Raw genomic sequence first — 22,100 nt, 5'->3', positions numbered from 1 at the left:
TACCCGTCCCTTCTCCGCATGATTGATCCCTTTTATTTTTTAAACAGGTGGTTAACTAAATTATTAAAGCTAATATACTAAAACGATTTAGCTATTCAAATGCAAGTTTTGAAAAATCTTGTTTTCTCAGCTCTTAAGTAGTTTAATTTGAAAAATTCTGGCTATTTTTCAGGAAATTTATAAATTAACGGATTAAAGATTTAAAATATTTACTTGCCATTGTTTATCTGTGAATAGATGTGAAAATATTTAGGTCGAACCAGTTCAACGTCTTTTAATATTCGCATTTTAAGTTTTACTTAATAACAATAATGTCTTCCTCCCTGGATTCCCATACGCTTATTCCTAAAGGAAGTTTTCCTGCCTCCGCATTGTTTGAATTTTCAGAAATTCCACTGGCTTCATCTACAATTATTGTTTGAAGTTTAATTTCTTTTTTTGAAACCGTGATCCATTTGAATTGATTGAACGAACCTGATTTCCTGGTCCAGGTTTTATCATCATCATTAGCTCTCAAAGGAGCCCCCCAGCAACCTTCACCAACATAAATAGTTCCGCTATTATCATCCCTGATAAAGCCTTCTTCACAAGCTTCAGCTTTTTTACATGGCTTTATAGGGAAAGTGGTTTTGACTACGTGCGAATCTGATTCACTCACCAGGTCGACACGATAATGATAGAATAATGTCGCCCAGTTATTGTATTCGTCATTTCCCTCTTCCTTATGAGATTGATGTGGCCTCATTGGTTTATGGTATTGGACATATTTCCAGGAGGAATTGTCTTTCGCAAGTTTGTCTTTTAACCAGGTATATTGATTTCCTCCAGCTGCTATTTCAGAATTTAAAGTGTAGGTTGAAAATAAGTTTCTTCCAAAAACTATATTATAATAAATATCTTTTGATGGGGTATTAAAAAGGTTATAGACTGAATTATTGGATCTCTCGTGATTCCCTCTGGCCGGTAAAATAGGAAACATCCTTCCATCCTTAGAAGTAGTGTGCTGCCAGTCATCCATCCATTCTACCCACTCCGTGTTCGAACCACTATTGGTCATGTCACCTCCAAAAAATACTGCTGTGGGCTTTAATTTGGCAACCAGTTTATTGGCTTCAATACGAGGAGCTCGGTTATTCCGGGAATCTCCACCAGAAATAAAAGACATACTTTTATTGGTACTGGGAGCTGTTTTAAACCAGAACCTTTCGCTAATACCCTCATTATCCTTAATTATGAAATAATAATTAGTATTAGATTGAAGTTTGGTTAGGTTAACAAAATGATTGTTCATCCCTCCATACTCCTTCACCCGGTCAGGTGTTTTTTTTTGTGGGTAGTTGGATATTTTCTTTCCGCCGTCTTTTGTTCCGAAATATAGAACTGGATTATTACCTGAGGTTTGATCCCAGGCAATTGTTATGCTTGATGAAGGATTTCCTGTTAAAATTAGCCTATATCGACTGTTACTGGCAGAAATATGGGAGCTGATAAAATAAATTAGAATTGTGAGGGTAAAATGTTTCATTGTTCTGTTCTTTCTGGCATATTAAAAGGATGTTCGAGATCGGTTACAAATTGATTATGAATACCCCATTTTCTGTTAGGTGTTTCTGAAAGTTCTATTTCCAGATGACCTCCATTTAATATCTCCTGTTGGGTTAACCAGTTCCTATTTAAGGTGCTGCCGTTCAGTTTGGCTGATTTTATATAAAACCAGTCTTTCTTGTAGTTCTTAACCTTTACTGTGAACCTTTTATCCTCGCTATAGTTAATAGTATATCCCCTAAAAATGGGTGCAGTTAGGTAATATACTGGGGAGCCCACATTTGCGGCTGATAGTCCTAAGCTTCTCATAACGAACCACGAAGACATCGTACCTGCATCGTCATCCATAGTCCTTAAATATGCTCTTGGCTTATTTTTATATATTCTTCCGATATAGGGGTCTACGCCTTTACTATTGTTATTAAAATAGGTCTGGACCATTGTGTCTAGCAGAATTTGACGGAAAAGTTTTTGGGACTTCCAGGGTTTTTTGGTAGCATTGTATATCCCTGGAACCTGTAGATCGGGTTGATTGGCATGATTGTAATTAAAATCTGCGAAAAACTGATCTAGTTGGTCTAAAAAAACATCTTCTCCACCGGTAAGCATCTTTAATCCTGCAAGATCGAAGGGAACAAACCAACGGTACTGCCATATGGTCCCCTGGTAAAGACCACGGGCCTGCATATGGTCTACATCATCCCTGGAAATGTCGGCAAAATCCTTTTTCCAGTAATTTTTGTAATTATTTGTTTCTTCGAGGTATTGTTCAGTCATTTCTTCGTCCCCCATTTCCTTTAAAAGACCTGCCATAGCCCATTTATCATAAGATGTTTCTAAAGTTTTATCGGGTGAGTTATATTTTAGCTCCCTGGCTTCTTTCAGTAGATCGTCTCTAATTGATTTTAAATCAATATTATAACCTTTTCTGACTGCATCCAAAAGAACTACTAAAGCGTGTTCTGTTCGCACCGTTGGGGAGGGTTCATGGGATGTAGCCCATTCCTGTTTACCAAAACGATATAGGTTTGCAATCGATTTGGCGATATCAAGGTACTCGTCTGGATATATTAGGGAGAGCATTGGCAATTGCTCTCTGTAATTATCCCAAATGGCCCATCCATTGTAGATGGTATTTTGTGAGGATTGAATGGAGCCATTTATCGCTCTATAGCTGCCGTCAAATTCAGAAATTTGATAAGGGGCTTGTAAGCCACGGTATAGTAAGGAATAAAATAAATTCACACGATCTTCTTCCCCCTCAACCGTGACTCTACTAAGCAATTTGTCCCATTTTTTTTCTGATTCTTTTTTAAGGTCTAATGACTGGTTATTTATTACCCTCTGCATAGCATATTCGCTGTTTACTGAAGAAAAAGCAATGGGTACTTGAATTTCTTCAGAATTGCCTTTTAGGAGGTACTCATGATCGGACAGCTTTTTGAATTTATAATCAGGGGGAAGTTTTAGGGCAAAATACAACCTGTAAACACCTCTACTACAAGTTGTTTCTGTTTCGATCCATCCTTTTATAAAACCCTCTTCTAGCCGGTGCTTTTCAGCTTTAAAACGTCCCGCCAGAGCAAAGGATAGATCAATATAAACCCCGTTATCAACTTGCGGAAAGCTGAAATTGTTAACCCCATAGTTCAAACCGGAATTTAGCTGTGCCTCGATCCCATTTTCAAAAGAGACTGAATAATTTCCTGGACTTGCCTTTTGAGATTGTTTGATCAAGATTTTAGAATGATCATTGCCTAAAAATGGTCTAATTAAAATATTGCCTCCAGCACCTGTACAACCTACTCCTTCTATCCTAGTGTGGGTGAAGCCAATATATTCTTTTGCGTAATACTCATACCCTGTATGGTTGTGCGGTTTTGTTTGGGGGGCAATACTCATCAAGCTAAAAGGATGGGAAGCCGCCGGGGACATCTGCCCATGATCGCCCGAAGTTCCGAGGAAAACATTTACCCTTTCCGTTAATTTTTCTTGTGCACTAAGACTGAGACTAAAGAAGGACAGGAATAATAAATTAGGTATAATCCATTTGTGGAAACTCATAAGTTGGTTTTTAATAGTCTTATACATTTTCCTTTATAAGTAGTTTAGTTGCTTACTTGATACCCTCCCTGTCACCATTATATCACCTACAATATTCGATAAATATCGCTATTAAATCGATTTAGTCAAAATAATTGGTAATTTTAATGCGGGTTTATATAAAAAGTTTGTTTTATAATATGAATTTACCGGTTCTTTCTAGGATATCTCTTTTAAAGTTATGCTCTGTTTGTGTATTTTTTGGTAGAGCATATGAACATATTTTCTTCGACGCTCCCTTTCGCTCAATACTTTGGGACGAAGCATTATTAAGCCCTGTCGTAGAAGTAATCTTTAAAACAAATTGGAATGATTATGTGACAGATATTACATTAGATAATGCTATACAAACTTTTATACAAGCCCTTGGAATATTTTATCTCGTTTGTGGATTGATATGTACTTTAATTAATAAAAAAAATTTTCGAATATATCAGTATTTCTTGGTACTCGGGACCGGGGCATTAATTCTTTTGGCCTTTTTAGATGCTAAAAGTAATTTCTATCATTTTTCTATGTTCCTGGAACACGCAATTCAATTTGGATCGCCTTTAGCGCTATTATTATATTTTAAAACCGGATACTGGAAGTCCTGGCAAATTTTTACACTAAAGCTAATTATAGCGGGAACCTTTCTTAGCCATGGATTATATGCAATCGGTTGGCCATATCCTCTTCCAGGGAATTTCGTTACAATGACCATGAATATTCTCAGTATTTCAGAAGATTCTGCAAAGAGTTTTTTACTTATTGCGGGGTGTTTGGATTTACTGGTGGCTGTTTTGATTTTTATCCCTGTAACTTTAAAGATTGCTTTAATCTACGCCGCAATCTGGGGATTTGTAACTGCATTGTCCCGGATAATTAGTGGATTTACTTATGAACTTTCACCATTAATTATTCATCAATATATGTACGCAACCATCTATCGAATTCCTCATGGTTTATTCCCATTATTTACTTTACTTATAATTGATCAAATGCCAAGCAACAACTCTAAAAATACAGCTAATGAAATTAAGAGCACTACTATTTATCCACTTATTAGGTATTGTGGCTTCTCAGGCACAAAACTCTCATCCTGAAAGGGATTTGGTTCAATATGTAAATACCTTGCAGGGGACTAATTCAAAATTTGAGCTTACCAGGGGTAATACATATCCCACTACGGCACTTCCATTTGGAATGAATACCTGGACTCCGCAAACAGGAAGAAATGGTGATGGATGGAAATACCAATATTTTAAGGATGAGATAAGAGGCTTTCAGCAGGCACATCAATGTAGTTCATGGACTAATGATTACGCGGTTTTTTCTTTAATGCCCGTCTCCGGTAAATTAAAATTAATGGAAGATGAAAGGGCTACGGAATTTAGCCATGCAAATGAAGTGGCTAAACCGAACTATTACATGGTAACCCTTGAGAATGGTATAAAAACAGAAATTGCTCCCTCCGAACGTGGGGCACACCTGCGGTTTGAATTTCCTAAAGGAAAATCATCTTTCCTGGTTCTGGATGGATATACCGGGCTAAGTAGGGTTAAAATAGATAAAGAAAAAAGAAGGATAACTGGGTTTGTGAAAAATGGTCGCGGAATGGAGCGTTTTGAGGATTTCAGAAACTATTTCGTTATTCAATTTGATAAACCATTTAAGACTTTCGGTACCTGGGAAAATAGGGATGGAAAAAAGTGGGACGGGCAGACTCGAGGTGAGGGCGAAGGTATTGGTGCTTTTTTAGAATTCGACAAAGGCTCCCGGGTCCAGGCAAAGGTTGCTTCTTCCTATATAAGTAATGAACAAGCTCTCACAACTTTGGTCGCTGAGCTTGGGAAAGATCAAGACCTTGAGGAAACAAAAGTGCGAGGTGCCAGAATATGGAATAAACAGTTAGGAAAAATTTTGGTAGAAGGCGGAACCGAGGAACAGATCAAAACGTTTTATTCCTGTTTTTTTAGGGCAAGTCTTTTTTCAAGGAAGTTTTATGAAATTGATGAACATGGTGATCCATATTATTATAGTCCTTATGATGGGGGGATTCATAAGGGGTATATGTTCACCGATACAGGTTTTTGGGATACATTTAGAGGACAATTTCCTTTAAATGCAATTCTTTCTCCAAAGATGCACGGCCGCTATGTTGCTGCCTTATTAGATGCTTATGACCAATGCGGGTGGTTGCCATCATGGTCTTTTCCTAGTGAGGCTGGAAGCATGGTGGGTAATCATGCGATTTCTTTACTTGCCGATGCCTGGGCAAAAGGGATCCGAACCTTTAATCCAGAAAAAGCCCTGGAAGCATATTTTCATGAGGTGACAAATAAAGGTCCCTGGGGTCCGGCTAACGGACGTGATGGATGGAAAGAATATTTTACAATCGGATATGTTCCTTATCCTGAAGTGAAAGAAGCAACAGCGAAAACTCTTGAATATGCCTACGATGATTTTTGTGCCTATAAGCTTGCCAAGGATTCCGGTAATAAATTTTATGAGGAAATATTTTCCAGGCACATGTATAATTATAAAAATGTTTATGATGAAAAATCTGGTTTTATGCGTGGTAGAAAGAAGAACGGCCAATGGGTTAAAGATTTTGATGCCTATGAATGGGGAGGACCTTTCACCGAGGGAAACGCGTGGCATTACCTATGGTCTGTTTTCCAGGATCCACAAGGACTTATTAACCTATTGGGGGGGAATGAACCTTTTACCGCTAAGATGGATTCTGTATTCAATGTTTCCGGTAAAGTCAACGTGGGAACATATGGAGGGAAAATTCACGAAATGACAGAAATGCAAATGGCCAACATGGGACAATATGCCCACGGTAATCAACCAATCCAACATATGATTTATTTTTATAATTATGCGGGTCAACCCTGGAAAGCCCAGTATAGAGTTAGAGAGGTTATGGAAAAATTATATAATTCTAGTGAAAACGGATATCCCGGTGATGAGGACCAGGGCCAGACTTCTTCGTGGTTCGTCCTTAGCGCCCTTGGTTTTTATAGTGTTACACCTGGTACAGACCAGTATGTGATTGGAAGTCCTGTGTTTAAAAAAGCTACTATTAATCTAGAAAACGGGAATACGTTTATTATAAATGCAAAGGATAATGATAAGGAGAACGTCTTTATACAATCAGCAACTTTAAATGGGGATGAGTTCCTTAAAAATTATCTTTCTTACGATCAAATTAGCAAGGGAGGAAATTTGAATTTTGAAATGAGCACCGAACCTAATCTAATAAGGAATATCAATAAAGAAAGCACTCCTTTTTCCCTATCTCCGCAATTCAAGACAAATTAAAAGGCATATTTTTATGTTAAAATTATTAATTTAAGCATTAAAGTTTTTTTAACTAAACCGATTTAGTATATTAGCTTTACTAATTTAATGTTAAATACTAACTAAAATTTAAATCTAATATGGAAAAAAAGACTAGCCTTTTTTTACGGTCTATTTGCCTTCAAAAGAATTTCAAATATTGTTTGTTTTTCTTATTGATGGTATTTCAGATTAACGAGGCATATCCTTATGCACAGAATCAAAATACAGTAACTGGAACAGTTACCGATTCTAATGGCTTGCCGTTGCCAGGTGTTACCGTCCAGGAGAAGGGAACGAACAATGGTGCTCAAACCGATTTTGATGGGAATTACTCTATTACATTAGGAGACCAAGACGCGGTTTTGGTTTTCTCGTTTGTTGGAATGGAAACTGTAGAGCAACCTGTGGATGGGCAGTCCACGATTAATCTGCAAATGGAACAGGGTCAGGAATCACTGGATGAGGTAGTACTTGTAGGTTACGGTACACAGAATAGACGGTCTGTGACCACTTCTATTACTAAAGTAACTGAAGATGATTTCAACCAGGGGGTGGTGCCGAATGCTCTTTCTCTTATTCAGGGTAAAGTGCCTGGTTTATCCATTACTAGGCCTGCAGGAAATAATCCGAACGGGGGTACTTCAATTCAGCTTAGGGGAGTAACCTCAATTACAGGTAATACGGAACCTTTAATTGTTATAGATGGAATTCCTGGAGGTAATTTAGATCTTGTACAGCAAAATGATATTGAGTCTTTTGATGTACTTAAAAGTGGTGCAGCTTCAGCAATTTATGGAACCCGAGGAAATAATGGAGTAATATTAATTACTACCAAAAAGGGTAAGGCAGGAGTAACCAGCTTTGATTATTCTACATTTTTATCTCGAGATTTTGTGAACGCTAAACCAAATTTTTTATCTGCAGCACAGTATAGGCAGGCTATGGAAGATGGCGTTTTTTCTTCAAATGATTTCGGATATTCTACAGATATATTTGACGAACTAGTTAATGAAGCAAATCTTAGTCAATATCATAATTTTGTTGCTTCAGGTGGAGGAGAAAATAGCAATTACAGAGTCTCATTATACTATAGGAATCTTGAGGGAATTGCGTTAGAAAATGAAAGAGAAGAATTTGGGGTTAGGGCTAGCTTTAATCAATCTGCTTTTGATGATCGATTAAATTTTCAGTCTAGCATTGTAACCAACTTTAATAATGCTAATTTATTAGGAGGAGGTCAATTTGGTATTGTAACCGATTGGAATCCTACTGCACCTATATATGCTCCTTATTCTGTGGACCAAGGAACCGATTTGTATAACGAAGGTAGGTTCGGTTTTTATCAACCACAAAGAGGCTATAACCCCTTTTCCGAATATGAAAACAGGTTTAATAAGCGACAGCAACAAACTTTTTCCGGTGATGCTAAAGCTTCCTTTGAAATTACAGAAGGATTAATAGTGGCCGCTTTTGGATCTTACCAACGTAATACCTGGAATGACAGACAGTATAGGTCAATACAGGATTGGAACCAATATAATGATGGAAGTCAGTACTTAGGAACTGGATATGCTTATAAATCAAATCTTCTGGATCACACCACTACCTTTGAGCCTACTTTGACTTTTGAAAGGGAAATAGGAGATCATGCCTTTGACCTGTTAGGAGGGTATAGTTACCAATATACAACATTAGAGACTTTTGATATGAATAACAGTGGTTTTACTACTGATGCATTTTTAGACTGGAATTTTGGTGCTGGGAACGCAATTATTGATACCGATTTGCCTCGCCCAAGTTTGAATAGTTTTAAAAACGATAATACTCTGATTGCTTTTTTTTCCAGGGTAAATTATTCTTTTAAGGACCGTTATTTCCTACAGGCATCGATGCGTCGGGAAGGGTCTTCTAAATTTGGTGCTAATAATAAATGGGGTAATTTTCCTGCCATTTCTGCTGCCTGGTTAATCTCAGATGAACAGTTTATGCAAAATGCTGATTTTATTTCAAGCCTTAAAATAAGGGCGGATTACGGTATAACGGGAAACCAGGGGATTCCAAATTATCAATCTTTGGTGACGTTAGGAACCGGAGGTCGTTACCCTATCTATCCTGATTCTCCTAATGCCGATGGACAATATATTCCAACTTTTTATCAAACTTATGGAGCTAATAAGAATCCCAATCCTAATTTAAGGTGGGAAAGAAAAAAGGAATGGAACGTTGGATTGGATTTTGGACTATTTAATAACAGATTAACCGGTGCTTTAGATGTTTATAATCGCCGTACCGAAGATTTACTTTTAAGTTATGAAGTTCCTCAGCCACCTTTTGTTCAACGTACAATATATACCAATGTTGGTACTATAACCAATAAGGGTGTAGAATTAGGAATGTCTTTTAAAGCTATTAATTCTGAAGATTTTAGCTGGACTATTGATATGGCTGGTAGTTATCAGGAAAATGAACTAACTACCCTTTCTAATGATCAGTTCATTGCAAGTGAAATTTTCGGAGGAAATATTGGAAATCCAGGGAATTTAGGAGATGCAATTAGAAATACCGAAGGAGGACCAATTGGTGATTTCTACGGGAAACGTTTTGCCGGGTTTACGCAAGATGGTCAATGGCTTTTTTATAAGGCCGATGGTTCTGTTGTGCCAGCCAGTGAGATTAGTCCACGAGATGATAATGCCATTATAGGAAACGGAATGCCGAAGTACAATGCATCCTTAACCAATACATTTCGCTATAAGAACTTTGATCTAACTGTATTTTTACGAGGAAAATTTGATTATGATATCTTAAACACAGTAGACTTGTTCTATGGAAACCCAAATATTGGAGGAAATGTTTTGACTTCCGCTTTAGACCAGTATAGCCATATAAGTGAGCAGCCTCAATATTCAGATTATTATTTAGAAAGTGGAGATTTCGTAAAGCTGGATAATGTAACTCTAGGCTATAATTTCAAATTTGGAAAAAATAGTCCTTTCAGTGCCCTTAGGGTATATGTCAACGCACGAAACCTTGCTGTAATTACTGGATATACGGGTAGAGATCCTGAAGTACAGGATACAGGGCTTTATCCTGGAGTAGATGATAGAAATTTCTACCCTAGAACCACTACGATTACTGCTGGTATGAATGTTAAATTTTAAACAACACAAGAAATGAAGAATTTATTAAATATAAAGAATTTAGCCTGTTTCGCGATAGTATTTAGTTTCTTCGGCTGCATGGATTTGGATGAAAGTCCATATTCTGAACTAGAGGAATCAAATTTCTACAATAATGAATTAGAAATTATTCAGGCTACGTTGCGGCCTTTCACCCACATGCAAGCCTGGTTGTCCTGGTCTGGACAAAATGGCTATTATTATCATAATGAATTATCAGCTGATCAGGTAGCCTGGCCGCAAAAAGGTCCCCATGGATTTGATGGTGGAGATCATATAAGGCAACATTACCACACCTGGACCACTCAAGAAGGTAGATTGGCCAATACTTGGAGTTTAATGTGGACCGGAGTAGGATATGTTAATGCGGCTATAACCGATATTGAAAATATCGATCCAGAATCTGCGAATGTATCACCTGAAAGATTGGAATCTCTGGTGGCAGAATCAAGGGTGTTAAGAGCATACCATTATATGAAATTGATGGATCTTTTTGGGAACATTCCACTCGTTACTCAGGTAGGTGAGCCGCAAAACCCTGCAACGGTATCAAGAGAAGAAATATTTGCATTTGTAGAAAGCGAATTATTAGAAAACGTTGAAAGTCTTCAACCTCTTTCTCAATCCTTGTTAGGAAGAGTTTCAAAAGCTGTAGGCTATGCAATGTTATCTGAGCTTTATCTTAATGCTGAAGTTTGGAGTGGTGAAGCTAGATGGCAGGAAAGCATTGAATATGCAGACAAAGTTATTGATGGAGAGGGAGGTTCTCTAATGGGTAATATGGCATTAGACCAAGATCCATTAGGTCCTTATAGTAATCAAAATGAACTTTCACCAGAGAATATTTTCCAGTTCCCTTTTAGTAGAGAAAATGGATTTGGTTATGATTGGCGGGCTTTTTACTCCGGATTCTCAAATATGGCACCTGCCTTGGATGTAAATTATTCGGGATGGAATGCTTTTGTTGTAATCCCTTCTGCTTTTGATGAATACAGTGAGAGCGATATTAGGAAACAAGAGTGGTTTTTATTTGGACCTCAATTTCGATTCGGTACAGATCAGCCAATTCTAGGGTCAGAAGAGTATAATGGACAGCCTTTGGTTTATGTAAATAATATTAGAAGAAACACCGAAGGCCAAACAGGAGAAGGAAGTATGACAGATGGAGAAGAGAACAGTGGTGCGCGTTTTCACAAATACCGTTCGGGAACACAAACCGACGAGAATTATTTAGAAAATGATTTCGTGATTTACAGGCTTACAGAAATGTATTTTAACAAAGCTGAAGCTTTAATGCGACTAAATGGGGGAAGTGCAACCGCTGAAGCGGTAGATCTTATTAACGAAAGTAAGAGTCGTTATTTTAATGATGAAGACTGGACTGAGGCTTCTTATACCACGGCTACTTTAACCTTAGATGAGCTACTGGAAGAAAGAGGTCGTGAATTTATTTTTGAAGGTAAACGTCGTACAGATCTTATAAGATTTGGTGAGTTTACCACGGGAACATGGTGGGATCACGAACCGAGTGAAGATTATAGAACGTTATACCCTATTCCTTTAAGACAGGTGCAAACCAATCCTAATTTAGAACAAAATCCAGGTTACTAAAAAAAAAATATAATATGAACACAAAAATTTTTAATTTTAAAAGTATCGTCCTCTCTACATTTATTGTAGCACTTTTTTCTTGTGAAGGACGTAGAGATTTTCCAGATTTAGTGGAAACCGGGGTTACTTTAGATAATACCGACATACTTCTGATTTCAGGGGAAACCGAGGATATAAATCCGAGATTTGTGCCTAATATTTTTCCGGCAAGGGATTATGTATGGGAAATTGACGATCCCAGTGTTGCTGATCTTATAATGAACGAAGATAAATCAGTAACTATAACTGCCGTTGATGCCGGAGAGACTATTTTAAGAATAGTATCCCAGGATCAGGAAAGTTTAAGTGCTGAGGCTCAATTGAAGGTTATAGCTTCAGCACCATTGGATATCACTGACGAAGCCGAGATATATGTAAACAGGGAATATAGTGGCGGTGCTGAAGGTGCCGAGGGCTCCCTTAAATTAATAGATGGGGATTTAAATTCAAAGTACTTATCAAATTATGTTCAACCATTTTGGATGACCCTGCAATTTGAGGAAGAAAAAGTCGTAAGCTTTTATCAATTAACCTCAGGAAATGATGCGCCAGACAGGGATCCACGCGACTGGGAAATCCTGGGTTCAAATGATGGTGAGAACTGGGAGGTTCTAGACGAAAGACTTAACCAAACCTTCAGTGGAAGAAATCTTACCAGGGAATTCTATTTTGAAAATGAGACAGCTTATACCCATTATAGGTTTAATGTTGTAAATAATAATGGTGGCGGTCTATTCCAGATGAGTGAATGGCGCCTTTTAACAATTCCGGAATAAATTAAATTAGCCAGGAGAGGTCAAAATAAAGAATTTTGGCCTCTTATTTTATTATTTGGCCCATAATACTAATCAAAGGACTAAACTGGAATTTGTTTTAAAAAATAAAGTATTTAAAAACAGAGATAGTGGAGATGAGGCAATCATGTTTTAGTAGTTTTTTCATATTTATTTGTTAGCCTAGTTAGTTACATCTCCACTTTTTTCTTATATAAATTTAATACCTATTTGAAAGTATTGACAAAGCTTAACCTTGTGATACACTAAATCTTTTCCTCTAGAAATCTTTAAAGAGAATAAAGAGTTTAGAATAGAATTGAAAGAAATTAAAAAATGAAAAATACATGCCTGCTTATCACCTTGTTTAGCCTCCTTGTGGTAATCGAAATGCAAGCTCAGCAACCTGAAGTTTTTATGGAAAAAGATAAAACCCTAATGTTTATCAACGATGCGCCTTTTTTAGACAGCGAGGTAAAGAACGGTTTAGTAAAAACTTTTTTTAAGGTTTATCCAAAAATGGTAAAAGATTTTAATCCTGAAGCCAAGGATACCATTTATGTTAAAATTGATACTTCCTATACCGGGGTTGCCTTTGCGAACAATGGTAAAATCACAATAAGCTCCCAATGGCTGGAAAATAAACCAAACGATTTAGATGTAATTACTCACGAAGCCATGCATATTGTACAATCCTATCCACACCAAGCGGGTCCGGGGTGGCTTACCGAGGGAATTGCCGATTATGTTCGTTATAAATATGGTGTTAATAATGAAGGTGCAGAATGGTTTCTGCCAGAATTTTCACCCGATCAATCATATAAAAATAGCTATAGAATAACCGCCAGGTTTTTAGCCTGGATTTCAAATAATTATAATCAGAATCTTGTTGTAACTCTGGATAGAAATATGCGGGAAAATACCTATTCCGAAGTATTATGGGAAGACCTTACGGGTGTTACACTCGATGAGTTATGGGAAGCTTACGCAGAAAATCCTGATAATATTTAATGAGAAAAATTAGCGTATATACAAAAGGAATTAGAACTATCACTATTAATTCCTACAGAAATTTTAATATATGAAACGTAGAAAATTTATACAAAATACTGCATTAGCAGGCGGTCTAACAATGTTGGATCCATTTCATCTTAATGCTTCAGAAATAAGCGGTTTTTTTAAAAAATTCCCCGTGGTTAGAACTCCTAAGGGAGATCGAAATTTCGAAAGTAAAATAATTGAAAAGGTTATTGCAGAATTTCAGAAAAATGTAAAAGACGAAGAACTGGGATGGCTTTTTAATAATTGCTTCCCTAATACTTTAGATACCACGGTAACCTATTCAGAAATAAATGGCAAACCAAACACCTATGTAATAACCGGGGATATCGATGCCATGTGGCTGCGCGATAGTGTAGCACAGGTTTGGCCTTATATGACTTTTGTCGAGGAAGATCAAAAACTTAAAAAGCTTATAGCGGGTGTTATAAACCAGCAGACTCAGTATATATTAAAAGATCCGTATGCGAATGCTTTTTATGATGATCCTGAAAAGAAAGGTGAATGGTTTAGCGATTTAACCGATATGAAGCCTGGTGTACACGAGCGTAAATGGGAGATTGATTCCCTATGTTATCCTATTAGGTTAGGTTACCATTACTGGAAATCTACTGGCGATACCAGCCCTTTCGATGATAATTGGATAAAAGCCATTGATTCTATCCTTAAGGTATTTAAAGATCAGCAAAAAAAGGATGATAGAGGCGCATATTCTTTTCAAAGAGAAACTCCAAAAGCTACCGATACCCGTGCGTTGCAGGGGTATGGCTATCCAGTTAATCCAGTAGGCCTAATTTGTTCGGCATTTAGACCTAGTGATGATGCCACGGTGTTTTCGTTTTTAATTCCTTCAAATTTCTTTGCAGTGGTTAGCCTGGAGCAAGCTGCAGAAATGTTAACAGAAATCCATGGAGAGACCGATAAAGCAAATGAACTCCTGAAGTTAAGAAAAGAGGTGAAAGAAGCTTTGGATGAGTATGCCGTTGTAGATCATAAAAAATATGGTAAGATCTACGCTTTTGAAGTGGATGGTTTTGGCAACCAATTGTTAATGGATGATGCTAATGTTCCTAGTCTCCTTTCATTACCTTATCTAGGCGCCGTAGCTGCAGATGATCCTATTTATCAAAATACAAGAGATTATATTTGGTCTAAAGACAATCCTTTCTTTTTCGAAGGCACTGCAGCTGAAGGAATAGGTGGCCCCCACGTTGCGCTAGATATGATTTGGCCTATGTCTATTACCATGAAAGGTTTAACCAGTAAGGATGATAAAGAAATTAAATGGTGTATAAATACACTTAAAAATACTCATGGAGATACTGGCTTTATGCACGAAACCTTCCATAAAGACGATCCCACAAATTTCTCCCGGGAATGGTTTGCCTGGGCCAATACGCTATTTGGAGAATTTCTTTGGAAAACTTACCAGGAAAAGCCGCATTTGTTGAAATAACAAAATTATAAAAACCGAAAATCTTACTGCTAAGTTTGCAAATGAAAATATTTCAAGACGAAAGAATAGTTTTAACATTAGATGCAGGTGGGACTAATTTTGTTTTTTCCGCTTTAAAAGGAGGAAAACCAATTACTCCACTTATCACCTTACCATCCAACTCAACAGATTTAGAAAAATGCCTGGAAAATATTATTGAAGGTTTCAAAAGAGTAAAAAAGCTTTTATTGCCAGAAAAGGCAGTGGCTATTAGTTTTGCTTTCCCAGGACCTGCAGAATACGAAAAAGGGATTATTATAAGCCCTCCAAACTTCCCCTCTTTTAAAGAGGGCGTGGCCTTGGGACCAATGTTGGAGGATTATTTTAACTTGCCTACTTATATTAATAATGACGGAGATCTTTTTACCTATGGAGAGGCTATTGGTGGCTTTCTTCCAGAGGTTAATAATGGTTTTAAAGAATTCGGAATAAAAAAAGAATTTAAAAATCTAATAGGTATTACTTTAGGAACCGGTTTTGGCGCCGGGGTTGTTATAAACCAGGAAATATGTGCAGGAGATAATTCTGCGGGGGGAGAAATTTGGTTGATGAGAAATCTCTTAGAGCCAAAAATTATTGCCGAAGAAAGTGTAAGTGTAAGGGGAATCCAATCCTACTATAAAGATTACTCTAAAGAAAGCTTTGAGTTAAGCCCAAAAGATATTTTTCAAATTGCCGTAGGAGATAAAAATGGAAATAGGGAAGCCGCAGTTATGGCTTATGATAGTGTTGCGAAAGTTGCCGCAGAAGCACTGGCCAATGTTATGAATATAATTGATGGAGGTGTAGTTATTGGTGGGGGCATAGCAGGTTCTTCTAAATTACTGTTGCCACAAATATTAGAGCATCTTAATGGAAAAATTGAGAATAGGAACAAAGACAGGTTTAATAGAATAGTATCTCAGGCTTTTTCTTTTGAAGAACAAAAAACTAAGCAGGCATTTTATAAAACTGCAATGAAAAAAATTAAAGTTCCATTTTCTACCAGGGAAATTGAATTCGTAGAAGATAAAAGAGTCCCGGTGGGTATTTCCAGGTTGGGCACCAACAATGCTACTATGTTGGGAGCTTACGCAGTAGCTTTATCGAAATCTGGAAGAGTACTGGAGAAGAAGGAGAAGGTATAACCACATAAATTGAATTAATGTCATTTCAAATAAAGAAGCAATCAACTAAATATGATGTCTGCATAGTAGGCTCGGGTGCTGGTGGCGGTATGGCGGCCAAACTACTTGCTGATGCCGGGTTTAAAATAGCATTGCTGGAAGCGGGACCAGATTTTGATCCTGCTAACAAAGAACAGCGCACCCAACTTAGGTGGCCCTGGGAGTCTCCACGTAGAGGAGCTTCTACTACAAGGCCTTTTGGAGATTTCGATATGGCCTATGGTGGCTGGGAATTAGAAGGGGAGCCCTATACCCAAAATGCAAATACAGAATTTGCCTGGTTTAGATCAAGGATGTTAGGTGGAAGAACCAACCATTGGGGGCGTATTTCTCTTCGCTTTGGTCCCCTGGATTTTAAACGAAAGGATTTTGATGGAAAAGGTGATAACTGGCCAATAGGTTACGAAGACGTAAAACCATATTACGATAAAGTAGATAAATTAATTGGGGTTTTTGGGACTAAAGAAAATATACCAAACGAACCAGATGGGTTCTTTTTACCACCTCCAAAGCCCAGATTACACGAGTTATACATCAAAAAAGGGGCTAATAAAGCAGGAGTTCCTATGATTCCTTCTCGCTTATCTATACTCACAAAACCGGTGAATAAGGAGCGTGGCGCATGCTTTTTTTGTAACCAGTGTTCCCGTTCCTGTATGGCTTATGCCGATTTTTCTTCTTCATCTGTTTTAGTGAAACCAGCTGTAAAAACTGGTAATGTAGACCTCTATGTAAATGCCATGGTTAGAGAAGTCTTAACCAATGGGGAAGGGGAAGCTACCGGGGTTTCTTATATAGATAAAGACGATCTAAGAGATTACGAAATCAAAGCAAAAGTAGTAATCTTAGCCGCTAGCGCCTGTAGTTCGGCACGTATTTTACTTAATTCAAAATCGGCACAGCACCCTAACGGACTGGCAAATTCCAGCGGAGTGGTAGGGAAGTACCTTCACGATTCAACGGGATCTTCCAGGATGGGATTTATTCCCCAACTGGTAGATAGAGAACGTTATAATGAAGACGGCGTAGGCGGAATGCACCTTTATACACCATGGTGGCTAAACGATAGTAAAGACCTTGGTTTTACTCGTGGATATCATATTGAATATTGGGGCGGAATGAGTATGCCTGCTTATGGATTTGGGTTTAATACCCAGGCCTTAAAAGAAATTACCGGTGATACTTCACGAAATGCTTATGGCACGGGCCTCAAAAAAGATGTAAAAAAATTCTATGGAGCTACCTTTGGAATGGCCGGACGTGGAGAAAGTATTCCACGAAAAGAAAATTATTGCGAAATTGATTCAAATACAGTAGATAAGTATGGAATCCCGGTGCTAAAATTCAATTACAGCTGGTCTGATGAAGAAGTAAAACAAGCCAGGCATATGCAAGATACTTTTGAAGAGGTGATGCATAATATGGGCGCAGTTCCATTAGGGGACAAGCCTGGAAAAGAAAAAAATTACGGACTAGAAAATCCTGGAAAGATTATCCACGAAGTGGGAACCACAAGGATGGGTAAAGATCCTAAAAGTTCTGTGGTAAATGAGTTTAACCAGGCGCACGATGTACCTAATTTATTTGTTATGGATGGCGGGCCATTCGTATCCCAGGCAGATAAGAATCCAACCTGGACGATCCTGGCACTGGCCTGGCGTGCTACTGATTATTTGACCGAACAGCTTAAAAAAGGGAATGTATAAAATTTATAATTATGGATAGAAGGGAATCACTAAAAGCACTGGTTCTGGGAGGCGTAGGCTCTAGCTTGTTCCTTAGCAGTTGTGTGACCGATAAAAAATCACCTATTGCTGCAGGAGATATAATTGAAGAAAGAGAGGGGTACGGAAGAACTCCGGCGGAAGAGGAAAGAGATGAAGATTTATATTCTGAGACATTTTTCTCTGAAGAAGAGATGGCTACTATTTCTATATTATCAGATATTATTATTCCTGAAGATGAAGAATCGGTTTCCGCTACTGAAGCAGGCGTACCGGAATTCATCGAGTTTATTGTAAAAGACATTCCCGAGCATCAACTCCCCATGCGTGGTGGTTTAATGTGGATTAATAGGGAAAGCAATAAACGTTTTGAAGCAGCTTTCAATGAGATTTCAAAAGAAAATCAAATGGAAATTATAGATAACATGGCTTACCCCAGAGCTTTTGAAGAAAATTCTCCAGGTCCTGTATTTTTTAGGAATATCAGAAACCTGGTAGTTACTGGCTACTTTACAAGTGACCCCGGATTTAAATATCTCGATTATCGCGGGAATACTCCCAATGTTTGGGACGGTGTACCAGCGCATGTGCTTGAGAAACATGGAATGAAATACGATGAAGATTTATTAAAAGTAGCAATGAATCCTGTCACCCGAAATGAGGTAATGGATTGGAGCAAATACGAAGTTTAAATTAAAATGTTAAAGATGAAAAATTCTTATAGAAACCTTTTATTATTAATGTTTGCAGCGATTGCCGTTACAAGTTGCAAAATGAATGCAGAAGATAATAAAGAAAAAGAAGAGAAAACAGAAGAAGAAATTGTTCAAAACAACAACCCCGTCTTTCCAGGTTGGTATGCCGATCCTGAAGGAATCGTTTTTGATGATAAATACTGGATTTTCCCTACTTATTCTGCCCCTTACGAGGAACAGGTATTTCTTGATGCTTTTTCTTCAAAAGACCTCGTGAACTGGGAGAAGCACGAAAGAATAATTGATACTGCTGAAGTGAAGTGGGCTAACCGGGCTATGTGGGCTCCTGCTATTATTAAAAAGGAGAAAGATTATTTCCTCTTTTTTGGTGCTAACGATATTCAAAGTGATGAAGAGCTTGGAGGTATTGGTGTAGCTAAAGCTTCCAGTCCAGAAGGGCCCTACAAAGATCATTTAGGGAAACCTTTAATTGGAAAATTCCATAACGGCGCCCAGCCAATAGACCAATTTGTTTTTGAAGACGATGGAGAATATTATATGTTCTACGGGGGTTGGCAACACTGTAACGTAGCAAAATTAAATGATGATTTCACCGGGTTCAAAACTTTTGAAGATGGTGAAACTTTTAAGGAAGTGACCCCGGAAGGTTACGTAGAGGGACCGTTTATGTTTAAGCGAGATGGAAAATATTATTTCATGTGGTCTGAAGGTGGCTGGACCGGTCCAGATTACAGTGTAGCCTATGCAATATCCGATTCTCCTACCGGACCTTTTAAAAGAATAGGAACTATACTACAACAAGATCCAGATATAGCCACTGGGGCGGGACATCATTCGGTAATAAAAACTCCGGGTAAAGATGATTACTACATGGTTTACCATCGTCGTCCAAAAGGTGAAACCGATCGAAATTCAAGGGAAACCTGTATTGATAGAATGTATTTTGATGAAAATGGGCATATAAAACCTGTAGTTATTAGTCACGAGGGAGTTAAACCAAATCCAATAAATAAATAAAATATTACTATATGAAAACTAATTTTTTTGTCCTTGCGTTTTGCTTTTTTGCAACGTTTGTCAATGCACAGGATTACCTTGTAGAAAAGGTTGAAAATCCAGTAGATTGGGTAAAACCGTTAATGGGAACAGATTCTAAGCCAAGCATGTCAAATGGGAATGTGTACCCGGCCATTGCGCGTCCTTGGGGAATGAATTTTTGGACACCACAAACCGGTAAAATGGGTCACGGTTGGGCCTACCAGTATACTGCCGATAAACTACGTGGATTTAAACAAACGCATCAACCCTCGCCATGGATGAATGATTACGGACAATTTGCAATAATGCCCATAACCGGTAAAATTCGATTTAATGAAGATGAGCGGGCCAGTTGGTTTTCCCATAAATCTGAAAAAGTTAACCCACACTATTACAGCGTATATCTTGCCGATCATGATGTAACTACCGAGATTACACCTACGTCAAGAGCGGCCCGTTTCCGATTTACTTTTCCGGAATCAGATAGTTCTCATATAGTTATCGATGCATTGGATATGGGGTCTTATGTAAAGGTTATTCCTGAAGAAAATAAAATAATTGGGTATACCACCAAAAACAGTGGAGGAGTACCAGATAATTTCAAGAACTATTTCGTTATAAAATTCGATAAAGAATTTACCGCTTCGCATACATTTAGTGGTGAAGAAATTTCGGAAGACCTGGAAGTTGAGGCTGAACACGTTGGGAGTGTGATCAGTTTTAAAACTGAAAAAGGGGAAGTTATTAATGCAAAGGTAGCTTCATCGTTTATAAGTTATGATCAGGCCGAATTAAACCTGAAAGAAATAGGAAATGACGATTTTGAAACTGTAAAAGAAAAAGCTCGCAAAGAATGGAATAAGGAACTTTCCAGAATTAAAGTGGAAGGTGGAACTCCAGATGAGGTAGCGACATTCTATTCAGCATTATACCGTTCCTTGCTTTTTCCGAGAAAGTTTTATGAATATAATGCCGAAGGAGAAGTGATGCATTACAGCCCATACAATGGCGAAGTTTTACCTGGTTATATGTTTACCGATACCGGTTTTTGGGATACGTTTCGCTCTTTATTTCCATTCTTAAATTTAATGTACCCTGAACTAAATGCTAATATCCAAAAAGGTCTTGCTAATGCTTACAAAGAAAGCGGTTGGTTGCCAGAATGGGCGAGCCCGGGTCTTAGGAACATTATGGTAGGGAACAACTCGGCCTCAGTTGTTGCAGATGCTTATTTAAAAACCGATGGGAAGTTTGATTATGATATTGATTTGTTATATGAAGCACTTCTAAATGGAGCCAATAACGAAGGGCCAATGACTGCCGTAGGCCGTGCCGGCGCTGAATATTATAAAGATCTGGGTTATGTTCCTTATGATGTTGGTATTAATGAAAATGCCGCCAGAACTTTAGAATATGCGTATGACGATTTTGCTATATATCAACTGGCAAAAAAATTGAATCGCCCTAAAGAAGAAATTGAACTTTATAAAAAACGCAGTCTTAATTACAAAAAACTTTATGATCCGGAAACCAAGCTAATGCGTGGTAAGAAAGAGAACGGGGAGTTTGTAGAAGATTTTAATCCTTTTAAATGGGGAGATGCCTTTACCGAAGGTAACAGTTGGCATTACTCCTGGTCAGTATTTCATGATCCACAGGGATTGATTGATTTAATGGGAGGTAAAAAAGAATTTGTAGATCAATTAGATAAAGTATTTGAAATGCCACCGGTTTTTGATGAAAGTTATTACGGCGGGGTTATCCACGAGATCCGGGAAATGCAAGTTGCCGATATGGGGCAATATGCACACGGAAATCAACCAATTCAGCATATGATTTACCTTTATAATTACGCAGGTGAACCGTGGAAAGCTCAATACTGGGTAAGAGAAACAATGGATAGAATGTACCAACCTACCCCAGATGGATATTGTGGCGATGAGGATAATGGACAAACTTCAGCCTGGTATGTATTTTCTGCAATGGGCTTCTATCCTGTCGCCCCGGCTACAGATGAATACGTGATGGGTGCTCCGCTTTTCAAAAAAGTAACTGTAGAACTTGAAAATGGAAACGAGCTTATTATTAATGCTTCTCAAAATAGTGATTCCAACAAGTATATTCAGAAAATGGAATTAAACGGCAAAAATTACACAAAGAATTATTTAAGTCATAAGGAACTTATGAAAGGCGCGGTAATCGATATAGAAATGGGTGATACCCCTAATAAGAATCGAGGGACTAAAAAATCAGATTTCCCGTATTCTTTGACTAATGAATTATAATATGTGAGGGGAGGCTTTCAATCTATATAAATTAAAA

Annotated in this window: 14 protein-coding genes; 12 read left to right on the top strand and 2 right to left on the bottom strand. The window is 37.8% G+C overall.

What is annotated here, in order from left to right; genetic code table 11:
- Window positions 1-295: 295 nt before the first annotated feature.
- Both FG27_RS08110 and FG27_RS08105 read right to left on the bottom strand, forming a co-directional pair.
- The gene (locus FG27_RS08110) at window positions 296-1,525 is read right to left on the bottom strand and encodes a fibronectin type III domain-containing protein (RefSeq protein WP_051935788.1); all 1,230 of its coding nucleotides are present in this window, start codon (window positions 1,523-1,525) and stop codon (window positions 296-298) included.
- Window positions 1,522-3,609, bottom strand: coding sequence for a glycoside hydrolase domain-containing protein (locus FG27_RS08105; RefSeq protein WP_081912656.1), 2,088 nt, complete (start codon window positions 3,607-3,609; stop codon window positions 1,522-1,524). Before FG27_RS08105 ends, FG27_RS08110 begins: the two co-directional genes overlap by 4 nt.
- Before the next feature lie 179 nt (window positions 3,610-3,788).
- Between FG27_RS08105 and FG27_RS08100 the strand changes: the two genes are divergently transcribed.
- From FG27_RS08100 to FG27_RS08045, 12 genes are all read left to right on the top strand, one after another.
- Window positions 3,789-4,733, top strand: coding sequence for a hypothetical protein (locus FG27_RS08100; RefSeq protein WP_037317858.1), 945 nt, complete (start codon window positions 3,789-3,791; stop codon window positions 4,731-4,733).
- A complete protein-coding gene (locus FG27_RS08095) occupies window positions 4,660-6,957 on the top strand; it encodes a GH92 family glycosyl hydrolase (RefSeq protein ID WP_037317855.1) in 2,298 nt (765 codons plus the stop codon). The genes FG27_RS08100 and FG27_RS08095 overlap by 74 nt, the downstream gene beginning before the upstream one ends.
- A gap of 119 nt (window positions 6,958-7,076) precedes the next feature.
- Complete coding sequence (locus FG27_RS08090; RefSeq protein ID WP_081912607.1) at window positions 7,077-10,139, top strand: SusC/RagA family TonB-linked outer membrane protein; 3,063 nt, start codon at window positions 7,077-7,079, stop codon at window positions 10,137-10,139.
- Between the two features lie 12 nt (window positions 10,140-10,151).
- The gene (locus tag FG27_RS08085; RefSeq protein WP_037317849.1) at window positions 10,152-11,768 is read left to right on the top strand and encodes a RagB/SusD family nutrient uptake outer membrane protein; all 1,617 of its coding nucleotides are present in this window, start codon (window positions 10,152-10,154) and stop codon (window positions 11,766-11,768) included.
- A 14-nt stretch (window positions 11,769-11,782) separates the two neighbouring features.
- Complete coding sequence (locus FG27_RS08080) at window positions 11,783-12,583, top strand: discoidin domain-containing protein (protein WP_037317846.1); 801 nt, start codon at window positions 11,783-11,785, stop codon at window positions 12,581-12,583.
- Between the two features lie 333 nt (window positions 12,584-12,916).
- The gene (locus FG27_RS08075) at window positions 12,917-13,591 is read left to right on the top strand and encodes a basic secretory protein-like protein (protein ID WP_037317843.1); all 675 of its coding nucleotides are present in this window, start codon (window positions 12,917-12,919) and stop codon (window positions 13,589-13,591) included.
- 70 nt (window positions 13,592-13,661) lie between these two features.
- On the top strand, window positions 13,662-15,095 hold the full coding sequence (locus FG27_RS08070; RefSeq protein WP_037317840.1) for a glycoside hydrolase family 125 protein: 1,434 nt from the start codon (window positions 13,662-13,664) through the stop codon (window positions 15,093-15,095).
- A gap of 41 nt (window positions 15,096-15,136) precedes the next feature.
- Complete coding sequence (locus tag FG27_RS08065; RefSeq protein ID WP_037317837.1) at window positions 15,137-16,261, top strand: ROK family protein; 1,125 nt, start codon at window positions 15,137-15,139, stop codon at window positions 16,259-16,261.
- A gap of 17 nt (window positions 16,262-16,278) precedes the next feature.
- A complete protein-coding gene (locus FG27_RS08060) occupies window positions 16,279-18,006 on the top strand; it encodes a GMC family oxidoreductase (protein WP_037317834.1) in 1,728 nt (575 codons plus the stop codon).
- Window positions 18,007-18,017: 11 nt separating this feature from the next.
- A complete protein-coding gene (locus FG27_RS08055) occupies window positions 18,018-18,716 on the top strand; it encodes a gluconate 2-dehydrogenase subunit 3 family protein (RefSeq protein WP_037317830.1) in 699 nt (232 codons plus the stop codon).
- A gap of 15 nt (window positions 18,717-18,731) precedes the next feature.
- The gene (locus FG27_RS08050; protein ID WP_037317827.1) at window positions 18,732-19,757 is read left to right on the top strand and encodes a glycoside hydrolase family 43 protein; all 1,026 of its coding nucleotides are present in this window, start codon (window positions 18,732-18,734) and stop codon (window positions 19,755-19,757) included.
- 11 nt (window positions 19,758-19,768) lie between these two features.
- Window positions 19,769-22,063: a GH92 family glycosyl hydrolase gene (locus FG27_RS08045; protein WP_037317824.1), complete on the top strand. Its 2,295-nt coding sequence runs from the start codon at window positions 19,769-19,771 to the stop codon at window positions 22,061-22,063.
- The last annotated feature ends 37 nt before the right edge of the window (window positions 22,064-22,100 follow it).

This window comes from Salegentibacter sp. Hel_I_6, assembly GCF_000745315.1.
In the GTDB taxonomy this organism is placed as follows: Bacteria; Bacteroidota; Bacteroidia; order Flavobacteriales; family Flavobacteriaceae; genus Salegentibacter.
This window is presented reverse-complemented; position numbering and strand designations above follow the sequence as displayed.